The sequence below is a fragment of the Spirosoma spitsbergense DSM 19989 genome, assembly GCF_000374085.1.
Taxonomy (GTDB): Bacteria; Bacteroidota; Bacteroidia; order Cytophagales; family Spirosomataceae; genus Spirosoma; species Spirosoma spitsbergense.
This window is the reverse complement of record NZ_KB893595.1, coordinates 14,799-33,386: the sequence shown is the minus strand read 5'-3', so window position 1 is coordinate 33,386 and position 18,588 is coordinate 14,799. Positions and strand designations below refer to the sequence as shown.

Sequence of the window (18,588 nt, the reverse complement as noted above, 5' to 3'; positions counted from 1 at the left end):
TGGTTGATAGCCAGACTCCATTGAGCCAATGAGGAGTCAGCCAGTTTCAAGAGGGCAATGATCAGCAGGGCCATAAAGCGGATACGCCGTTTATCACATTGAAAATGATCTTTGATGGCATCGTAGACAGCATCTTCGTTACTTTGCATAGGGAGTAGTTGGAGGGGTTTACGTTTAGCGACACAAAACTACCTCAACATCAGCTACTCCCTACTTTTGTCCTGTACTTAGCTTGTACACTAAATCTTTCGTGATTTTGAACGAAGGACTAACGTTGGCAATAATCCGGTTGGTAGTCGTTATGTCTTTCTGTAGTGCCAGTGTGATGAGCGGATTTGTCCCACCCTGGTATTTGTACGGATTGCCATCTGTATCGTAAGCCGGATACGTCGGATTGGCGGAGATAGCCCCGCCCACCAAACTACCCGGGCTACCCGGAGCGCTCCCACCCGACGAATTGTCGATGGGTGGGCGTTGATTGGCGGTATAAGCAGCGTTTAGATTGACATCCAGTGTAATCCGGTCATCGAGCAGTTTCTGCGATACGTTGATACGGCCCGTGTAACGGTTGAGGTTACTATTCTTGAGTATACCTTCCTGATTCTGAACGCCCACCGAACCATAATAAGTCGTTTTTTCTGAGCCACCACCGAACGACAGGTTATAGTTTTTTGTGTAGGCCGTCCGCGAAATCTCTTTCTGCCAGTCGGTGTTACCGCCCAGGTCATCTAATACACCACCCACTGCCACCACCTGCTTCCGGTACTCATCGGCAGAAAACAAGGCCAGTGGCCGGCTTATGTTCGAGATAGCCATACTTGCCGACAGATTCAGGGTAGTGGCTCCTGCTTTTCCTTTTTTGGTGGTAATCAGAATCACGCCGTTAGCCCCACGAGAACCGTAAATAGCCGTTGCCGAGGCATCTTTTAGCACGTCGATGCTTTCGATGTCCTGCGGATTCAGGAACGTGAGCGGATTGGTCGCACCACCCGTACTGGAATTGTCCAGGGCCAGGCCGTCGAGTACGAATAATGGCGTACTACCAGTCCTAACACCGCCCGGGCCGCGCACCGTAATCCGCTGCTGACTACCCGGTTCGCCACTGGCGGAAGTCACATTGACCCCGGCCACTTTTCCCTGAATAAGTTGCTCCGGCGAGTTGATGATACCCCGGTTAAACTCTGTGCTTTTGATGGACGTTACGGCACCGGTAACGTCTCTTTTGGCGGTGCTGCCGTAACCTACCACTACTACCTGGGCCAGGTCGGAAGCGGATGCGCTTAGGGCTACGTTGATTGTACTTCTATTGCCAACCGCAACTTCCTGTGAGTTGAAACCGATGAAGCCAAAAACCAGCGTAGCATTTTCGTTGGGCACGGATAGTTTATAGGTTCCGTTGGCATCCGTAGTTGTACCGCGCTGGGTTCCTTTCAGCACGACCGTACAGCCGGCGAGTGCTTCGTTTGTGACGGCATCCGTCACGCGACCACTGACGGTAATGTCGGCCGATGGCTTTCCGCTGCGCATATCCGGGGCTGCAGCCTGTAGCGGTAGTGAAGCCGTCGCCAGCAACAGGCAGGCCACCAGCATCAGCGCACCTGGTCGTAAAAGAGAAAGGTAATTAACCTTCATACGTTTTGTTGATTAGTTGAAGGCGCAAAATTACCGGCACATACCCCTAGCCTACCCAATTATCAGATTACGATTCCGTTATCATGACGATTGAAAAGCACTACTTTTGGTCTTAAAAACTTAATCATATCTTAACCTTCAAAACCTTGTAGGGCTATACCTTTCCGATCATGAAAACACTCTTCTCTCTGCTCTTTCTAGGGATATCAACCCTAACTACTCCACCCGATTTCAATACAAAAAGAATCAATCAGATTCAGGTTATCGGCTCACACAATAGCTATAAACAAGCTATAGATCCCGCTCTTTTTTCGATGCTCTCACGCACTGACTCCGTCCGATTCAAAGGCATTGAATACAGCCACACCAGCCTGAGCGAACAACTGGATTTGGGTTTGCGGGGGCTGGAAATTGATGTGTATGCTGATGAAAAGGGGGGGAAATATGCTCAGCCGCTGGGAATGAAATTGGCAAAAGGGCAACCACCTTACGACCCTGGCGGTGAGATGAATACCCCGGGTTTCAAGGTACTGCACATTCAGGATATTGACTTCCGCAGCAACTGCCCCACGTTTGCCGGGTGTCTGGCCGAACTCAAACGCTGGTCGGATGCGCACCCGGACCACTACCCGGTCTACGTGACCATGAACGCCAAAGACGATACCATCAAACGACCCGGTTTTGTTATTCCTGAATCGTTCACAGCCGCCGTGCTGAACCGGTTAGATAGTGCGGTGGTACAGGGCTTGGGGCGCAACAAACTACTCACTCCCGACGATGTGCGGGGAAAAAGCAAAACGCTCGAAGCGGCCGTGTTAGCGGGGAACTGGCCGATGGCAAAAAATGCACGGGGTAAATTCCTTTTCGTACTGGACGAGACGGGTACCAAAAGGGCAGCTTACATCAACGGTCATCCGTCTTTGAAAGGCCGGACTTTGTTCACCAACTCGGAGCCGGGAACGCCCGAAGCTGCCTTTCTGATTATGAACGACCCACGGAAAGACGAAGTCAGGATAACCGAACTAGTGAAAAAGGGATATCTGGTCCGTACCCGCGCCGATGCCGACACGAGAGAGGCCCGCCAGAACGATTACCGGAGTTTCGAAGCGGCCCAACGGTCGGGGGCGCAGATTATAACGACGGACTATTACCGCCCCAGCACCCACTTCAAATCAGATTACATTATTCATTTCAGCGATAAGGGCTACGTTCGGGTCGACCCCGTGCAGCAATAACTGCTGGTTGCAGAAGAGGGGCTAATAGTCCTTCGCTTCGCGGATTAGCGATTTGTACTGAGCAATCGAGAGTACTTTCTTGTAATACATATCGGCTTTCTTCCGGTCGTTGGCCCGGGAAGCAATGCGCGCCAGACCGGCGTAGGCGAAAGCCTGATATTCCTTTGTATAAGGTACATTGACGGGTAGTCGGAGGGCGGCTTCGTAAAATTCGGCAGCTTCCTTATCTTTCTTATCGGCCATCTCCGCCAGCAGTCCGGAGAACGTACTAACCGCTAGCGGCACCAGTTTACCAGGCATCTGTTTGAGCCGCTGCACGTGAGGGCGAGCCTCATTGTAGTGCCCCGAGAGCAACAATGCTTCCGTATAATTCATAGCAAAGAGCGGATTGGCCGGGAATTTATCGCTCAGGTACTTTGCGTAGCCAATCGCTTTCGCAGAGTTACTCTCGTACTTGAGCATAATATGAGCGAGGTAGTAGTTGGCCACCGTTCGCATAAATAAGCCTCGCTGGGCGGCTACGTCCATCTGTTGTAGTCCCTTAGCCATGTTGCCATCCGCGAAAAAGAACATGATTGGCTTCACAATCGGGTGGTCAACGGGGTAGCGTTCGACGTAGTAGTTGTAAAGCCCGGTGGTAAAGTAAAAATCAGTGTTTTTATCGACCAGCTTAAAGCCATTCCTTATAAAATCATACGCCTTTTTCGATTCCCCAACTGCTTTTAACGACTCCCCCTGATTATTATACAGCGAAGCCAGATAACTGTGGCAGGTCAGCATAAAAAATACCGCTTCCGGGTCGTTCTCATTTTTGTCGAGCATGCGCCTGGCCAGTTGCATTCCCTGTTCAACGGCCTGCGCGAATTGCCCCGTAGCGGCTTTATTGTCCGACAGGGGGAGGTTCTGTAACTCAATCTGCGTGGCCCGCAGAACCGGGCCAACCGGATGCTGTGGATAGCGAACCTGAAGTTGTTTAATCAGGCCATCGGCTTCCGAAAATTCCAGGTTATAGATATGGTCGAGGGTGGCTAGAACCAGTTTCTGCGAAGCCGGGTCATTCATTACCTGCGCCGGAGCAAGCAGTGGCAACACAAGCCCAAGTAAAGCCAGGAAGATATGTTTCAGAATGAACAAAGTATATGACCAGGTTTCATCGTTTGATTCTATACCGCCGAAACTGTACTTTTGTTCATGGCGTATTATCTAACGAGAGCTTTACGCAAAAGGTATATTCATGATTCATTACGAGAAATTTGTTTTAGATAATGGCCTACAGGTGTTTGTTCATGAGGACGCTTCTACACCCATTACCGCCGTTAATATCCTATATAATGTTGGCTCCCGCGACGAAGACCCTACTCAAACGGGTTTTGCCCATTTGTTCGAACACCTGATGTTTGGCGGCTCGAAAAATATTCCGAACTACGACGAACCTTTGCAGAAAGTAGGGGGCGAGAATAACGCTTTTACCAGTTCCGATATCACTAATTATTACATCACCCTCCCGGCGGCCAATCTGGAAACGGCTTTCTGGCTCGAATCGGACCGGATGCTTAGTCTCTCCTTCGACCCGCAGGTGCTTGATGTGCAACAGAAAGTGGTGATTGAGGAATTCAAACAGCGTTATCTGAACCAGCCTTACGGAGACATTTGGCTCAAACTTCGCCCATTGGCCTACCAGCAGCATCCATACCGCTGGGCAACTATTGGAAAAGATATCAGTCACATTGAGGAAGCTACGCTCGATGATGTGAAGTCGTTCTTTTTCAAGTACTACCTGCCAAATAATGCCATTCTGGTGGTTGCGGGGAACGTAACGATCGAGCAGGTGAAACAGTTGTGTGCCAAATGGTTTGCTCCTATACCAGCGGGCGACGCGTATGTGCGCCAACTTCCGCTGGAACCGGTACAAACCGAGGCTCGAAAACTGGAAATGTCGGCCAATGTTCCACTGAACGGGTTGTACAAAGCGTATCATATGCCGGGCCGTTTCGATGCTGGTTTCCCGGCTGCCGACCTGTTGGGAGACATTCTGGGCCGGAGTAAATCATCCCGATTATATCAGCGGCTGCTGCGGGACAATCCTTTATTTAGTAGCATCAATGCCTATATTACGGCCTCCGTTGAGCCGGGGCTGCTGGTTGTGCAGGGCAAACTCAATGAAGGTGTATCGCTCGAAGAAGCCGATGAGGCCGTGGAAGCCCTCGTACAGGAGTTCATCGACCAGCCTGTGCCAGAAGAGGAATTGGCCAAAGTAAAAAACCAGGCCGAAGCCACGCTGGCCTTTTCTGAAGTGGAATTATTGAACCGGGCCATGAACCTTGCCTTTGCGGCCAATGCGGGCGATCCGGAGCTGGTAAATAAGGAAGCGGAATTTATTCAGGCCGTAACGGCGGATGATGTGCAGACGATGGCCCGGCAGATACTCCGCAAAGACAATTGCTCGACGTTATATTATCGACGGGAGAATTAACTTTTGTTGTCATTGATTGGCATTGGTTGTCATTTTTAGCCATTTATCGTTTTGGCTATGGCAATGACTAAAAATGACACTATTGACAGGCGTACTGATGGAAACAATTACATACGATCCCAAACCCCTCACAGCCAATCAGCTACAAAGGCTGTCGCAGGAAGTAAAGCAGGCTCTAACCGAGCTCTACGGGGAGCGGCTGGACCAGGTGATTCTATATGGTTCGTACGCCCGGGGTGATTTCCACGCCGAGTCGGATGTTAATTATCTGGTGGTGTTGCGGGATGAGGTAGTAAAGCATGGGGGTGAGATTCGTTTTATGGGTAGTCATATTGGTGAACTGAGTACAAACTACGACTTATTCATTGCTGTCAAACCCGTACCAATGCAGAAATACAGGTTTTCACAACTGCCTTTTTACCAGAACGTTCGCCGGGAGGGGATTGCTCTATGAGTACAGCAGGCAGCTACATGCTATTAGCAGAGGATTGTCTGGCTCAGGCAAAACTACTGTACGAAAACAAATTTTACCGGGGAGCCTGCGGCAAGGCGTATTATGCCTATTTCGACGCTGTGCGTGCGTTGTTGATGTCGAAGGAAATAACTACCCAATCGCATAGTTCAGTACGTAGTCTGTTCAGTTTACACTTTGTTAAAAATGGTCCTTTCACGAAACAGGACTCATCCGTAATCAATGAATTGTTTCTATTACGTCAAACAGGTGATTACGAACCGGATGACTATATACCGGAAGCCGATGCGTTGAGTTCTATCGAAACAGATACCGAATTTCTGCTCCAAACGGAAGCTTACCTCCGCCAAAACGGTTTTGATTTATGAAAATTCGAGTAGGGCAAGGCTATGATGTTCACCGGCTCGAAGTCGGCCGCCCCTTCTGGCTGGGGGGCATCCAGATTCCATGCGAATTTGGTCCGGTGGGTCATTCCGATGCGGATGTAGTCTGCCACGTATTATGCGATGCGCTGCTAGGAGCGGCCAATATGCGAAACATTGGCTACCATTTTTCGGACAAAGACCCACGCTGGAAAGGTGTCGATAGTAAAGTTCTGCTGGCCGAAGTGCTCCGTATGGTACGGGAAGCTGGTTACGACATATCGAATGTAGATGTGACTGTGGTATTGCAGGAGCCGAAACTCAACCCGCACATTCCGGCCATGAAAACCTGTCTGGCGGGTGTGATGAACATTCCGGAGGACGATATTTCTATCAAAGCCACCACCTCCGAGCACATCGGTTTTGTAGGTCGGGGCGAAGGAATTGCCGCGCACTGCGTGGCCCTTATTTACCGTTAATTTTTATTATGCTGACGAAGGAAGCATCTTCGTTGAGTGCCCAGTGCTGTGTATAACTAAACTGCTGTTAGGGAAGATGCTTCCTCCCGCGCCGGCGTACCGGTCAGCATAACAAAAAACTGCCTGTGAAGCATCTGATTTACGCTTTCGTCTTGATACTACCAGGCTTGATAGCCTGCGGCCAATCGGCACCCGCTAACAAACCCACCGACATGCCTTTGGGCTTCGAGGAGTACGACCCCGTGTCTACGCTGAAGGTACCGGAGCATAAACTGACGCGGTCCAAATATCCATTCATCGATGTGCATAACCACCAATATCAGATGGATAAAGGCGATTTAAGCAAGCTCCTCACCGATATGGACGCCATGAACATGGGGCTGATGATTAACCTGAGCGGCCGCGGATTTAGTAGCAATACCGGTGATGCAACAGTTTTTTTCGATAATGCGCTGACTAATATCCAGAAGACTGACCCGAAGCGGCTGGCCCTGTTTACGAATATCAATTTCTCTAATGTGAATGATAAAGGCTGGACAGCAGAGGCCGTAAAAACGCTTGAAGACGATGTAAAGAAAGGAGCTAAAGGGCTAAAAATATACAAGAGCCTGGGCTTCAGCGTTAAAGATGACAAGGGCAATCGCGTTCAGGTGGATGACCCGCGCCTTGACCCTATCTGGGCAAAGTGTGGTGAACTGGGCATACCTGTTCTGATTCACACGGCTGACCCCAAGCCCTTCTGGGACCCAATGGACCGCTACAACGAACGCTGGCTCGAACTAAAACTGCACGGTGGCCGCAAGCGGTCTCCTACCGATCCCGTTCCCTGGGATAAGCTCATTGCCGAGCAGCACAACGTATTTCGAAAGCATCCGAAAACTACGTTTATTGCTGCCCACATGGGCTGGTATCCAAACGACCTCAGCAAGCTTGACAGTCTGATGCAGGTTTTCCCGAATATGAACGTTGAGATTGGGGCGGTCATTGCCGAACTGGGTCGGCAGCCGAGGGCCAGTCGGAAGTTTTTTGAGAAATACCAGGACCGGATTTTATTTGGTAAAGACAGTTGGGTTCCTTCCGAATACACGACTTACTTTCGCGTACTGGAAACCGATGACGAGTATTTTCCTTACCACAAAAAATATCACGCGTTCTGGCGGATGTATGGTATGGGTTTACCCGATGAGGTGCTGAAAAAAGTGTACTATAAAAATGCCCTGCGCATTATTCCAGGACTGGATAAAAGCCAGTTCCCAAACTGATTCAATCATGAAAACAGCCATTTTATCCCTTGCCCTATTCTTCTGGTTGTCAGCAGTATCGGCACAGGTACTACCAGCCGACGCATTTGACCAGCAACTCCGGCAAACGCCTATCCCTCAACTGCTTGATGTCAGGACACCGGGCGAGTTTGGTGGGGGGCATCTACCCAACGCCAAAAATATTGATTATCGGAATGCTGCTTTCCGCGATAGCCTGACTCGCCTAGACAAAAACCAGCCAGTGTTTGTGTACTGCCTGTCGGGTGGACGGTCAGCGCAGGCGGCTGATATTCTACGAAAAGATGGATTTTCTCAGGTCTACGAACTGCAGGGCGGCTATCTGAAATGGACGGGGCAACAGAAACCGGTTGAAGGCGTACCCGCAAAATCGTCGGTTAAGGCTACAGCCCTGACGCCAAATGAGCTGACAAAGATGCTAGCTGCAAACCAACTGGTACTGGTCGATTTTTATGCGTCCTGGTGTGCTCCCTGCCAGAAAATGCTGCCTATTATGGCGCAGTTGGAAACAAAGTACGCGGGTAAAGTAACCATCGTAAAAGTTGATGCTGATGCCAGTAAAGAGCTGATGCAGGCATATCAGGTCGACGAAATCCCGACGTTACTTTTTATAAAGAAGGGCAGCGTAGCAAACCGGTTTATTGGTTTTCAAACCCAGGAGACGCTAACAAGCCTGCTTGACGAGAATCTGGTTCAAAAATAAGTGCCTATGCTGGTGCAGGAAGCGTGCGCTTCCTGCTACTATCTCTTGTGCTGGTATTTATTGTTTCGTTGTGCCTGAACCATGAAAATCACTTCCATCAAACTTTACCGCTACGACATTCCGCTCAAGGCTCCTATTGCCATCTCGCTGGGTAGCATCGAACATGCCCGTAACATACTGGTCGAGATTCAAACGGATGAACATATTACGGGCTGGGGCGAAGGGTCTCCATTCTGGATGATTGTGGGCGAAACCCAGGCGTCGGGCCTGGCCGCAGCCGAGGATATGTCCAGGCTACTTATTGGAAAAAACCCACTGGCCATAGAGCAATGCCTGCATACGCTTATCCGTTACCTACCCGGACATCCTACAACACGCTCGGCCTTTGACATGGCCCTGTATGATATTGCCGCCAAAGCCGCCCGAATGCCCCTCTACCAGTTCCTGGGCGGAACCAAACGTACCCTCATTACCGACGAAACGATTTATATCAACCCTCCCGAACGCATGGCCGATGATGCCCTGCGGATTCAGGCGAAGGGTGCAGAAGCCATCAAGGTAAAACTGGGAACAAACGTCCGGGATGATATTACCCGCGTAAAAATGATTCGAGATGCTATTGGCCACGAAATACCCATCCGCACTGATGCTAATCAGGGGTGGGATGTTGTAACGGCATCGGCTGTATTGCGAGCCCTTGCCGATTACAACGTCCAGTATTGCGAACAGCCCATTAAACGCCATGACACGGACGGTTTGCGACACTTGCGTCAGCACTCGCCCATACCAATCATGGCTGACGAGAGCCTGTTCGATACTGTCGATGCCCTCCGGCTCGTGCGTGCAGAAGCAGTCGATTATTTCAACATCAAACTGTCCAAGAGCGGGGGTATTTTTGAGGCCCTCAACATCAATGCCATTGCCGAATCGGCGGGTATTCCCTGCATGATTGGCTGCATGTCGGAGTCGCGATTAGGGTTAACGGCTAATGCCCATTTCGCAGCTGCTCGTCAGAATGTACGTTTCTGTGATTTAGATGCTTGTTTCGAACACGCTGACGACCCTGTTCACGGCGGTATCCTATACAATGGCTACCACATCGAACTACCCGAAACACCTGGTATTGGGGCGGAAATAGATTCAGCCTTTTTGAAAAATCTGCCAGTGAAAACCGTTGCCTGAACGTTATGCTTACCATTACCACCGTTCAATCCGAAACCGACATAATCGGTATTCTTACGTTACAACAGGCTAATCTCCGTAAAAATGTACCGGCTCACATTCAGGTCGGGCAGGGGTTTGTAACGGTAGAGCATAACCCTCAGGTGTTGAGCCGAATGAACCAGGCGGCTCCAAGTGTTATTGCCAAAGATGGTGATACCGTTGTCGGTTATGCGTTGACCATGCTTCCTGAGTTTGGAGCCGATGTGCCTGAACTGCTACCCCTATTCGCCCTGATTAACTCACTGACTTATCAGGGAAGACCGATTCATGACTACCCCTGGTACGTGATGGGGCAGGTTTGTGTCGCTGAAGGCTACCGGGGGCAACAGGTATTCGACCGGATGTTTCAGCACCATCACGAGTTGTATTCCCCCCGTTTCCAATTACTGATTACCGATATTTCGGCTAATAATACCCGCTCATTACGAGCACACAAGCGGGTAGGGTTTGAGCCAATTCATGAGTTCCATGACCCAACTATTGGGGAAACCTGGGTTATTATTCTGTGGGACTGGAAAGAAAAGATTTTTGCGCCCTAGTGTGCCTATAGTAGGATAATGACAACGCCTTTGAAACGACTTCCGTTTTTCAGTTGACCAATAGGGAAGGCAATTAAAGGTCTATAAAGCAAACAATCCTCTAGCTCGCTGTGAATTAGAGGATTGTTTGCTTTTTTGGCGGTCCGGTATAGCAGGCAAACAGGAATGCCCGGAGCGTAGTTTCGTGGCCTGGGTCCAGATCGTCGGAATAGAAATGGCGTTTCAGGGTCAGGAACTCTTCTTCATTCAGATAGTCAAGCCAGGTGGTCGTTGTCGGCATCCGGAAGTTCTTGAACGGGTATTCGAAGAAGTACCCCGCTTTGATAGCCTGGTTGGCATGGGTACGAAAATCCTTGAGTTTTTTCCAAACGGTATTGCCGAAACAGCTAGGCTTATAATCCTCTAGGGCGATTGCATGAAAGTGGTAGTTAGCTATCGAAAGTGATTCGCACGTAAAGAATTGATTGTTTTCATGTCAAATCAGGTCGTTTTCAACACTAGTTAAATCGCCATAAAACGGTATAGTACCATGATTTCCTAGAAATATTATTCGTGCAATTGCCCTATATAATCCTCTAGGAATGCCAGGTTAATTTCATTGAATGCCAGCTGTGGCTTATATATCCGCAGCGTGGCCAGTGATGATCGTTGGGAGATCCGGGTAACCTTACTGATTTTCCCCTTTACGAAGTTCTCGTCTACCTGACGCTCCCAGAAGGAAAGGAAATCGTGCTGGGAGAATTGGTTAGCCAGTTCGCGGTGGAAGGTAGCCACCGTCAGTTCTACTTTGGCGAGCTGCGCCCAGATAAACACTTCATTGATTTCGTTACCCTTCCGTTCAATGAGTCGACTATAATCTTCGTGTGTCTTATCGGACCGATTTCTATGATCTAAACAAGCGTGGGCGTATATTTTTTGTCATAATTTCGGTCTTCCCGAACACAGGCAAAAATACGCAGTACTAACTTGTTACGGACGTTATTAAGGACGAGCATTTTGTTCTTGCCTTCTTTAACTTTTCGCTGGTAATAGGCTTTGAGTTGAGTGCAATGCTGGATGGCCGACATGGCGCCCAGGTGGAGCAACGATTTTACTTTTTTATTGGCCATGTGGCTGACTTGGGGCTTACCCTTTCGCTGGCCCGAACTACGCTCAAAGGGAACAACTCCGGCGTAACAGGCAAACTTTTTGGGATCCGTGATAGATTTGAATTCATTAGTGGTGACGATAATTTCAGCCGCTGTCGTCTGGCTGATACCGATGATGGAGGTGACACGCTCAAAAAGCCGCTTGAGTTCAGGATCAGCTTGGGTCAGTTCAAAAATTGCTTTATCGGCTGATTTTAGATCGGTCTTTAGAGCTTTTAAAGAGGCTGCACAGGTCTGTTGTTCCGCTTTGTCAACGAAGCCTTTGGAGTCGGTCAAGGGCGTCTGCAACTGTTTGATGACTTTGACCAAGCGAGCTCGTTGGGCGGTCAATCGATCCAATTGGGCGATTACGGTACGTGGTGGTGCCCACAAGCGAGCCTCATCGCGGTTTTTGTAAGCGAACAGCGCAATACGTTTGGCATCGACTTGATCCGTTTTACCTCGTGTCAAGCCCATGCTCTCCTGAATGTGGACAGCTCGCTCGACCCATATGTTAGCCGAGAGTTGGTGAAGTGCTTTTAATAAAGGGTTATTATAAATTCCCGTATGCTCCAGACAGAATAAACACTGGTCAATAGAGGCTTCAGTTTGCTGACGTAATGCTTTGAGGAACTTGGTAATGCCTTTTTTGTCATTACTCACCTGCTGATGAAAAAGAATCTGGTTGGCTTTGGCAACCGCAAAATCGAGGGTAGCCTTTGAGAAGTCAATACCAATGAAGTAGTTGAATTGCATAACTTTACCGGGTAAAAGTAAATAAGTAGGCCAACGTTTAGACACCTTCAATACCTTACTAATGGGCCGCGAACCCGCATTTCTATTTGAAGTCAGTGTCTAAATTATCCCGGCAGGGTCTTGAATCGGTCCATAGGTTTTACCTGGCCGACGCGTTAAGGTATCCCTGCCGGGGTTGGTCACTCACGGTCTGTGAGTAGGTTCAAGTTACACGACTAATCTTAGAATCGTACAACGGCCCAAATCTAAAGGCTGTCGGGGGACAATATCGGACCGTTCGTCATCAAATTTTCCGGCTGGCCAGTACAGATCGAGAGGAACGGTCGTCTTTTTTCCATTGATAATAATTTGATAAAAGATAGCGGCCGTGCCACCGGGTCGAATACGCTGCTTATTCTGCCGCAGCTTATAACTGTATTTCATGTTGAAGCCTGGTTGAAATGGACAGGAGCAAAAGGCTTATTTGGGCGATTTAAAGGTGTGTTGAAACGAAAAAACCGCTTAAACAGAGCGTTTAAGCGGTTTTTGACGAGATTAGCGGTCCGGACGGGGCTCGAACCCGCGACCCCCTGCGTGACAGGCAGGTATTCTAACCAACTGAACTACCGAACCATCTTTCGGGTAACGTTGCCGTTTCCTTAATCGTGGCACAAAAGTATGGTTTCGCATTCTTCTTTGCAAGCAGGTGACAAAAAAAATCTGTATGTCACGTTAAATGGGCATAGTTTTAGCAATTGAGCCGTTAAACAAATGTATCACCTTGCCCGCATTTTCGTACTTTGCAAGTCTACCTGCATCATTTTAGTGCACAAGTTATGAGACTGCGCTTTTTTTTTCTTGCTTGTCTTTTTACCTGCTTTTTGCCTGCGCGCGCCCAGCAACGACTTCGGCTAAGCGTTGTTGTGCGCGACGGTGTAACGAAAAAGCCGGTTTCTGGTGCCAGTTTATTTATTGCCGAAACGAAATCCGGGGCACGGGCCGACAGCGCCGGGGTTATTTCAATTAGTCATCCTCCCGGAGTATTAACGCTGTATGTTTCGGCTGTAGGATATATTCGGGGACGCGAAACGATTACGCTTGACTTTAACAAACGGGTTGAATATTTACTGCAACCCCGATCAACCGATCTTGATGAGGTGGACGTAAGGGCTACCCGCGAGGATAAAAATATCAAAGCGGTTCAGATGGGGGAAATTCAACTGAGTATGCCTGAACTGAAACGGATGCCGGTGATATTAGGCGAACCAGATATTCTGAAAGCCCTTTCCTTACAGGCGGGCGTAACGACGGCGGGTGAAGGAGCTGGTGGATTTAACGTTCGGGGAGGTCGGGCCGACCAAAATTTGGTACTACTCGATGGAGCACCGCTGTTTAACACATCGCACCTACTTGGTTTTTATACCAACGTCAACCCTGACTTAGTGCAGGATGTGAGCCTGAACAAAGGAGCTTTTTCGGCGCAATACGGGGGTCGGGTTTCTTCACTATTACTAATGAGCAGCCGAAATGGTAATAAAGAAGGATGGCGGGTATCGGGCGGGCTTAGTCCTGTGAGTGCGCGGGTATTAGTAGACGGGCCAGTACATAAAAAACTGACCCTGCTAGCCGCCGGGCGGATTGCCTTTCCTAACTACCTGTTACAATTATTTCCAACCGCAAGTGTAAAAAACAGTCGGGCGTTTTTTTACGATGGTAGCCTGAAATTGACTTACACTCCCGATGAACGAAACACAATTTCTCTGTCGGGCTACCGAAGCCAGGATAATTTTCGGTTTCCGGGGGATACGCTCTACGGCTGGAAAACTGATGTGTTAACAAGTCACTGGAGTTTTCTGATCCGGTCTAACTTACAGTTGAATTTAACAGCGCTATACAGCGGCTATCATTTGAATGTTGATGGTGTAACACCAGGGCTGACATTTCGCTTTAGATCATACATCGAACAGCGTGAAGGGAAAATAGATATATTTTATACCCTCAACCAAAAGCATAAAGTTCAGATGGGAGTCAATGCCATTCGGTATGACACCCAAACTGGAAATGTGCAGCCGACGGGCGACAATTCCAGTATAAACGCTAAACAAATCAACCCCGAACGGGGCCGGGAATTAGGTGCTTACCTTAATACGGAATGGGAACTAACGCCTAAAATCAGTTTACAGGCTGGACTCCGGTATTCGGCATTTGTTTCGCTGGGGCCAAAAACGGTGTACCGGTATGCTGAAAACGAACCCACCTCACCGGAAACTGTAATTGATTCAATACGCTATGGAAAAGGTCAAACGGCGCAGACGTATGGTGGACTGGAACCCAGGCTGGCGTTGCGCGTACAACTGGCAAAAAATACAGCTTTGAAGGCAAGTGCGGGCCGGACCCGTCAGTACCTCAATCTCATCTCCAATACGACCTCCATTACTCCTCTTGACTTCTGGAAGATAAGTGATCGCTATATCCCTCCCCAAATTGCCGATCAGGTTTCGGTGGGTTTATTCCAAAACCTTCGGGATAATATGTACGAGTTAAGCGTAGAAGGCTATTATAAACGTTTACAAAATCAGATTGAATACAGGTACGGGGCAAATCTGATTCTGAATCAAATGCTCGAAACCGCCCTGGTACCTGCTGCGGGCCGGGCTTACGGAGTGGAGTTTGGTATCAGTAAGAATAAAGGGCGACTGACGGGTCAGTTTAATTACACCTATGCCCGCTCACTAATTGCCGTACAGACTCCCTTCGATGAATTGCGTATCAATGGAGGAGCCTACTACCCATCCTATATAGATCGACCTAATACGCTAAATGCTCAGGTTCGGCTGGCCCTTTCGCACAACTGGACGTTTTCCACCAATTTTGTTTACTATACCGGCGTGCCTGCTACCTATCCTGATGGACAATATACGTATAATGATGAACCTGTCCAGGATTACTCCCGGCGTAACGCAGACCGTATTCCAGACTACCATCGTTTGGATATAGCTTTCTCGAAAGATACTCGCTACAACAAAGCCCAAAAACGGTACGGAATCTGGACGCTGGGAATTTACAATCTCTACGCCCATAAAAACCCCTACTCTATTTATTTCACGCGCTACAATCAGCGGACAGAATCATATAGGCTATCTGTATTTGGCACCCTGATTCCCTCTATTGCCTATAATTTCTACTTCTGATATGCACAGGGTCATCATTATAGTGATTGTTACAGCATCGGTAATTGCCTGCATCGATCAGGTGGATCTACCCATTCGCACTGAAGTGCCGCGTTTGGTTGTAGAGGGACAGCTAACCAACGAAGCACCTCCTTATACGATTCGACTGACGTATACCGGAAAATATGGTGGTGAGAATGGCCAGAATATCAACGATCAATACGTACAGCAGGCACAGGTAATACTAGCCGATGATCAGGGTCGTTCGGTGAATTTCTTATCGGTTGGGCAGGGCATGTATCGCACAATGGATACTACTTTCCGGGGGCAGATTGGACGTACCTATAGTTTGTCCATTGCATTGACCAATGGAAAACGATATATAACAAAGCCCGAACGGATGCCTGCCGTCCCGCCTATCGACAGCATTTCCCCGAAGTTGATTAAAACAGGTAATCTGTCTAAACCCTATGCTTTTGTTTATTCTGCCAACACCTCTGACCCTGCTTCCGAAAAAAACTATTATCGCTGGACAGGGTACGGCTACACCACCCGATTATCTGTTGGAGTGCCCTGTAGTTTGGGAAGCCCCAATCTATGTAATTATCGTTGCTGGACCTTGGTTGCTACTGATGCAGTCAATGTATATAGTGATGAAGCTATTAACGGAAATCCGCTTCGCGGACGGGAGGTTTTGCAGGTACCCGTTTACGCAGTCGGCCCTCAACTGGTAGAAATACAGCAGTACAGCATTACCCAGTCGAATTACCAGTTCTGGAAACTGTATCAACAGCAGAATGCCCGAACAGGAAGCATCTTTGATCCATTACCTGCGCCCGTTATCGGAAATGTTGTCAATGCCAGTGATCCAACCGATGCGGCACGGGGCTACTTTGCCGTTACCTCCGTTATGCGAAAGCGGCTTCGGCAGCAAAATCTACCAAATATTGTTTTCTATCAGGCTCTGGTTGGATTTATTAGCAGTCAGATTCTCCCGCCCGGCGACTGCCGGAATACATATGGCTATTCTACTGCTGTGACTGAGCCTGAAGGATGGTAGTACATGGTAGTACGTAGCGGGAGTTAGGGCTAGTTTACGGCAAAGCTTTGATTTTCTCAACCTGAATGTTTCGATAGAATACCTCAGCTCCTTCTGACTGAATCTGGATTTTCCCTTTGGTGAGGGGTACGGCTTTTCCATCGATCAGGTGACGGGTGTTAGTTACCTTCATGTTGACCTTACCGTTGAGCATATGGACACAGGTACCACCCAGACAGTAGAGGTCAAGGGTGTTCCATTGGCCCGATGGTTTTTCAGGGTCTGGATTTTTGATGCACCACCGTCCAGTTGGTGTTTTATCCTGAAAGGTTACGGGTGTGGCATCAGGGCGATACACATAATTCCCCTTTTCATTTTTCTGTGCAGTAATATCGGCCAGCACGTTCATGACACCCCAATAGTCACCCGTGTCGCCTTCCTGAATCTGAAACTCAAAAGACTCCATCCAGAGCATAGGAGTTCCGTGTGGGCCGACACTGTGATAAAGCAAGCCACTATCGCGGGGGCGGTCAAGCTTGGGTGGCCATTTTTTTGTACCCCATTTGAACTCGAACCGGAGGTGATAGTTTTCAAAATCAGCCAGAGTATTAATACCCCCGAACGTTTCACCCGATACACGCAGGGCTGGCCCTCCATCCACCTGGACAACTGAAAAAACGCGATTAGGATCGTTATTCAACCCTAGTGGCGCTTCCTTCTGTTGATCATCTTTGGCGAAAGGCCGATCAAGATAGGTCTCCCATCCCGTTAAATCTTTTCCGTTGAAAAGTGATTGCCAACCGACTGGCCTGGTTGACTGCCCGGAAACCGAGAAGCTGAAAAACAACCAAATACAGGCTATAAAAAGTGAAGATTTCATAAAGAAGGACTTTGGCCGAAGCCTTTACAACAAAAAAAAGAACACTCAGTTACGACTAAATAAATAATACACTCAACGTACACTCATGAAACAATTTATTGTGCCCATTCTACTTGGGGTAGGCCTGGTAGCAGGATGCCAGAAAAAAGAAAATGCCAAAGGGGTCGATACCGGTAATTTAGACAGCGCCCAGGAGTCCGTATCCACTATTGGCGATCCTAAACTGCTGTATACGTTAGTCGATAAGTACAACACACCCGATGGACTGGCTTTAGCCCCCGATGGGTCGGTTTACCTGTCGGTACCGAATTTGGCGGATAACAGCTATCCTGGTGTAATCGTGAAATTTGCTCCCGATTCGGTTCAGTTTTTCACCAGCTTACCCGCGCATCCCGATACGAAACACGCCTGCCCGATGGATTTAGCGTTCGGGCCTGACGGTAATTTGTATTACGCCGACAATCAGTACGAGAACGACAAGAATTACAAGTCGCGGCTTATGCGGATTAAGATGCAAAATGGCAGGGCGGCTGGTATAGAGCCAGTAGTGACCGGATTTGGTTTGTCTAATGCTGTCGTCTGGAAAGGGGATACGATTTACGTTACAGATAGCCAGTGGGATATGCCGGATAACGATAAAGGCAGTGCGGTTTTCCACTTCACGCTCGATGAACTAAACAAAGGTCCAATCGTACTAAAACCGAAAACAATGGACCCACACGTTTTAGCCACGTTTACGACGGAGGTAAATGAGACGGGTGTCGATAATGGGGCCGATGGACTAGATTACGACAGTAAGGGGAATTTTTACACGGGCTCTTTTGGCGATGGAACACTTTATAAACTAGCCCTCACACCCGATGGAAAGCTGGCATCAAAAGAAGCAGTTTACATCAGCAAAAAAATACTATGTATTGATGGGCTGATTATTGACCGCAAAACGGATATGATTTATCTCTGCAATTCACGGATGAACGCCATTATGACGGTAACTCCTGACGGTAAAGTCAGTACGATAGTCCAGAATGGTGATACGGATGGTAAAGACGGGCGAATTGACCAACCAGCCGAAGTGTTATTGAAAGGCAATCGGCTATACATAACCAATTATGATAACCCCGAAAAGAAATTCGTTAATACCAAGGCGGATATGGTTCATACCATGTCTTATCTCGATTTGGCAAAATAAGGACTCACTCTAAAAAAAACGGGACGAATCACTGCGATTCGCCCCGTTT

General features: G+C 48.6%; 18 protein-coding genes, 1 tRNA gene and 1 pseudogene. 12 read left to right on the top strand and 8 right to left on the bottom strand.

Annotation, left to right across the window (positions count from 1 at the left end):
* Positions 1–219: 219 nt before the first annotated feature.
* A pseudogene (locus B157_RS36230) lies at positions 220–1,527 on the bottom strand (SusC/RagA family TonB-linked outer membrane protein); the annotation flags it as partial.
* A gap of 275 nt (positions 1,528–1,802) precedes the next feature.
* On the opposite strand from B157_RS36230, the gene B157_RS0129710 reads away from it, so the two are divergent.
* Positions 1,803–2,867, top strand: a complete 1,065-nt coding sequence (locus B157_RS0129710; RefSeq protein WP_041952331.1) for a phosphatidylinositol-specific phospholipase C1-like protein — start codon at positions 1,803–1,805, stop codon at positions 2,865–2,867.
* Positions 2,868–2,888: 21 nt separating this feature from the next.
* On the opposite strand, the gene B157_RS0129705 is transcribed toward B157_RS0129710, so the two are convergent.
* Positions 2,889–4,001 carry a tetratricopeptide repeat protein gene (locus tag B157_RS0129705; RefSeq protein WP_020606949.1) on the bottom strand — a complete coding sequence of 371 codons (1,113 nt, stop codon included), beginning with the start codon at positions 3,999–4,001 and terminating at the stop codon, positions 2,889–2,891.
* Between the two features lie 100 nt (positions 4,002–4,101).
* On the opposite strand from B157_RS0129705, the gene B157_RS0129700 reads away from it, so the two are divergent.
* The 8 genes from B157_RS0129700 (at position 4,102) to B157_RS0129665 (ending at position 10,399) form a co-directional block, all read left to right on the top strand.
* Positions 4,102–5,340, top strand: a complete 1,239-nt coding sequence (locus tag B157_RS0129700) for a M16 family metallopeptidase (RefSeq protein ID WP_020606948.1) — start codon at positions 4,102–4,104, stop codon at positions 5,338–5,340.
* Positions 5,341–5,437: 97 nt separating this feature from the next.
* The gene (locus B157_RS0129695) at positions 5,438–5,794 is read left to right on the top strand and encodes a nucleotidyltransferase domain-containing protein (RefSeq protein ID WP_020606947.1); all 357 of its coding nucleotides are present in this window, start codon (positions 5,438–5,440) and stop codon (positions 5,792–5,794) included.
* Positions 5,795–5,811: 17 nt separating this feature from the next.
* Entirely contained in the window at positions 5,812–6,180 is a 369-nt protein-coding gene (locus tag B157_RS36225) for a HEPN domain-containing protein (RefSeq protein ID WP_169521803.1), read from the top strand.
* A complete protein-coding gene (gene ispF, locus B157_RS0129685) occupies positions 6,177–6,653 on the top strand; it encodes a 2-C-methyl-D-erythritol 2,4-cyclodiphosphate synthase (protein ID WP_020606945.1) in 477 nt (158 codons plus the stop codon). The genes B157_RS36225 and ispF overlap by 4 nt, the downstream gene beginning before the upstream one ends.
* A gap of 125 nt (positions 6,654–6,778) precedes the next feature.
* Positions 6,779–7,915, top strand: coding sequence for an amidohydrolase family protein (locus B157_RS0129680; RefSeq protein ID WP_026309059.1), 1,137 nt, complete (start codon positions 6,779–6,781; stop codon positions 7,913–7,915).
* Between the two features lie 7 nt (positions 7,916–7,922).
* On the top strand, positions 7,923–8,636 hold the full coding sequence (gene trxA, locus B157_RS0129675; protein ID WP_020606943.1) for a thioredoxin: 714 nt from the start codon (positions 7,923–7,925) through the stop codon (positions 8,634–8,636).
* 81 nt (positions 8,637–8,717) lie between these two features.
* Positions 8,718–9,818: a mandelate racemase/muconate lactonizing enzyme family protein gene (locus B157_RS0129670; protein ID WP_020606942.1), complete on the top strand. Its 1,101-nt coding sequence runs from the start codon at positions 8,718–8,720 to the stop codon at positions 9,816–9,818.
* A gap of 5 nt (positions 9,819–9,823) precedes the next feature.
* Complete coding sequence (locus B157_RS0129665; protein ID WP_020606941.1) at positions 9,824–10,399, top strand: GNAT family N-acetyltransferase; 576 nt, start codon at positions 9,824–9,826, stop codon at positions 10,397–10,399.
* Positions 10,400–10,514: 115 nt separating this feature from the next.
* On the opposite strand, the gene B157_RS38640 is transcribed toward B157_RS0129665, so the two are convergent.
* From B157_RS38640 to B157_RS0129640, 5 genes are all read right to left on the bottom strand, one after another.
* Entirely contained in the window at positions 10,515–10,679 is a 165-nt protein-coding gene (locus B157_RS38640) for a hypothetical protein (RefSeq protein WP_157618628.1), read from the bottom strand.
* Between the two features lie 266 nt (positions 10,680–10,945).
* Positions 10,946–11,212, bottom strand: coding sequence for a hypothetical protein (locus tag B157_RS0129655; RefSeq protein ID WP_020606939.1), 267 nt, complete (start codon positions 11,210–11,212; stop codon positions 10,946–10,948).
* Positions 11,213–11,289: 77 nt separating this feature from the next.
* Entirely contained in the window at positions 11,290–12,282 is a 993-nt protein-coding gene (locus B157_RS0129650) for an IS110 family RNA-guided transposase (protein ID WP_020606938.1), read from the bottom strand.
* A gap of 207 nt (positions 12,283–12,489) precedes the next feature.
* Positions 12,490–12,705 (bottom strand): hypothetical protein, encoded by a 216-nt coding sequence (locus B157_RS0129645; RefSeq protein WP_020606937.1) that lies wholly within the window; start codon positions 12,703–12,705, stop codon positions 12,490–12,492.
* A 115-nt stretch (positions 12,706–12,820) separates the two neighbouring features.
* Positions 12,821–12,894, bottom strand: a tRNA-Asp gene (locus tag B157_RS0129640).
* 248 nt (positions 12,895–13,142) lie between these two features.
* On the opposite strand from B157_RS0129640, the gene B157_RS0129635 reads away from it, so the two are divergent.
* Together B157_RS0129635 and B157_RS0129630 are read left to right on the top strand one after the other, a co-directional pair.
* The gene (locus B157_RS0129635) at positions 13,143–15,452 is read left to right on the top strand and encodes a TonB-dependent receptor (protein ID WP_245565334.1); all 2,310 of its coding nucleotides are present in this window, start codon (positions 13,143–13,145) and stop codon (positions 15,450–15,452) included.
* A gap of 1 nt (position 15,453) precedes the next feature.
* The gene (locus B157_RS0129630) at positions 15,454–16,491 is read left to right on the top strand and encodes a DUF4249 domain-containing protein (protein WP_026309058.1); all 1,038 of its coding nucleotides are present in this window, start codon (positions 15,454–15,456) and stop codon (positions 16,489–16,491) included.
* A 34-nt stretch (positions 16,492–16,525) separates the two neighbouring features.
* Here the strand turns inward: B157_RS0129630 and B157_RS0129625 are convergent, their stop codons facing one another.
* Entirely contained in the window at positions 16,526–17,350 is an 825-nt protein-coding gene (locus B157_RS0129625; protein WP_020606934.1) for a 3-keto-disaccharide hydrolase, read from the bottom strand.
* Between the two features lie 85 nt (positions 17,351–17,435).
* Between B157_RS0129625 and B157_RS0129620 the strand changes: the two genes are divergently transcribed.
* Positions 17,436–18,539: an SMP-30/gluconolactonase/LRE family protein gene (locus B157_RS0129620; protein WP_020606933.1), complete on the top strand. Its 1,104-nt coding sequence runs from the start codon at positions 17,436–17,438 to the stop codon at positions 18,537–18,539.
* Positions 18,540–18,588 lie beyond the last annotated feature (49 nt).

Coding starts and splice junctions, on each gene's coding strand:
- B157_RS36225 (WP_169521803.1), top strand. CDS start 5,812: ATGCTATTAGCAGAGGATTGTCTGGCTCAGGCAAAACTACTGTACGAA.
- B157_RS38640 (WP_157618628.1), bottom strand. CDS start 10,679: ATGCCGACAACGACCACCTGGCTTGACTATCTGAATGAAGAAGAGTTC.
- B157_RS0129695 (WP_020606947.1), top strand. CDS start 5,438: ATGGAAACAATTACATACGATCCCAAACCCCTCACAGCCAATCAGCTA.
- B157_RS0129630 (WP_026309058.1), top strand. CDS start 15,454: ATGCACAGGGTCATCATTATAGTGATTGTTACAGCATCGGTAATTGCC.
- B157_RS0129710 (WP_041952331.1), top strand. CDS start 1,803: ATGAAAACACTCTTCTCTCTGCTCTTTCTAGGGATATCAACCCTAACT.
- ispF (WP_020606945.1), top strand. CDS start 6,177: ATGAAAATTCGAGTAGGGCAAGGCTATGATGTTCACCGGCTCGAAGTC.
- B157_RS0129645 (WP_020606937.1), bottom strand. CDS start 12,705: ATGAAATACAGTTATAAGCTGCGGCAGAATAAGCAGCGTATTCGACCC.
- B157_RS0129665 (WP_020606941.1), top strand. CDS start 9,824: ATGCTTACCATTACCACCGTTCAATCCGAAACCGACATAATCGGTATT.
- B157_RS0129700 (WP_020606948.1), top strand. CDS start 4,102: ATGATTCATTACGAGAAATTTGTTTTAGATAATGGCCTACAGGTGTTT.
- B157_RS0129650 (WP_020606938.1), bottom strand. CDS start 12,282: ATGCAATTCAACTACTTCATTGGTATTGACTTCTCAAAGGCTACCCTC.
- trxA (WP_020606943.1), top strand. CDS start 7,923: ATGAAAACAGCCATTTTATCCCTTGCCCTATTCTTCTGGTTGTCAGCA.
- B157_RS0129670 (WP_020606942.1), top strand. CDS start 8,718: ATGAAAATCACTTCCATCAAACTTTACCGCTACGACATTCCGCTCAAG.
- B157_RS0129625 (WP_020606934.1), bottom strand. CDS start 17,350: ATGAAATCTTCACTTTTTATAGCCTGTATTTGGTTGTTTTTCAGCTTC.
- B157_RS0129620 (WP_020606933.1), top strand. CDS start 17,436: ATGAAACAATTTATTGTGCCCATTCTACTTGGGGTAGGCCTGGTAGCA.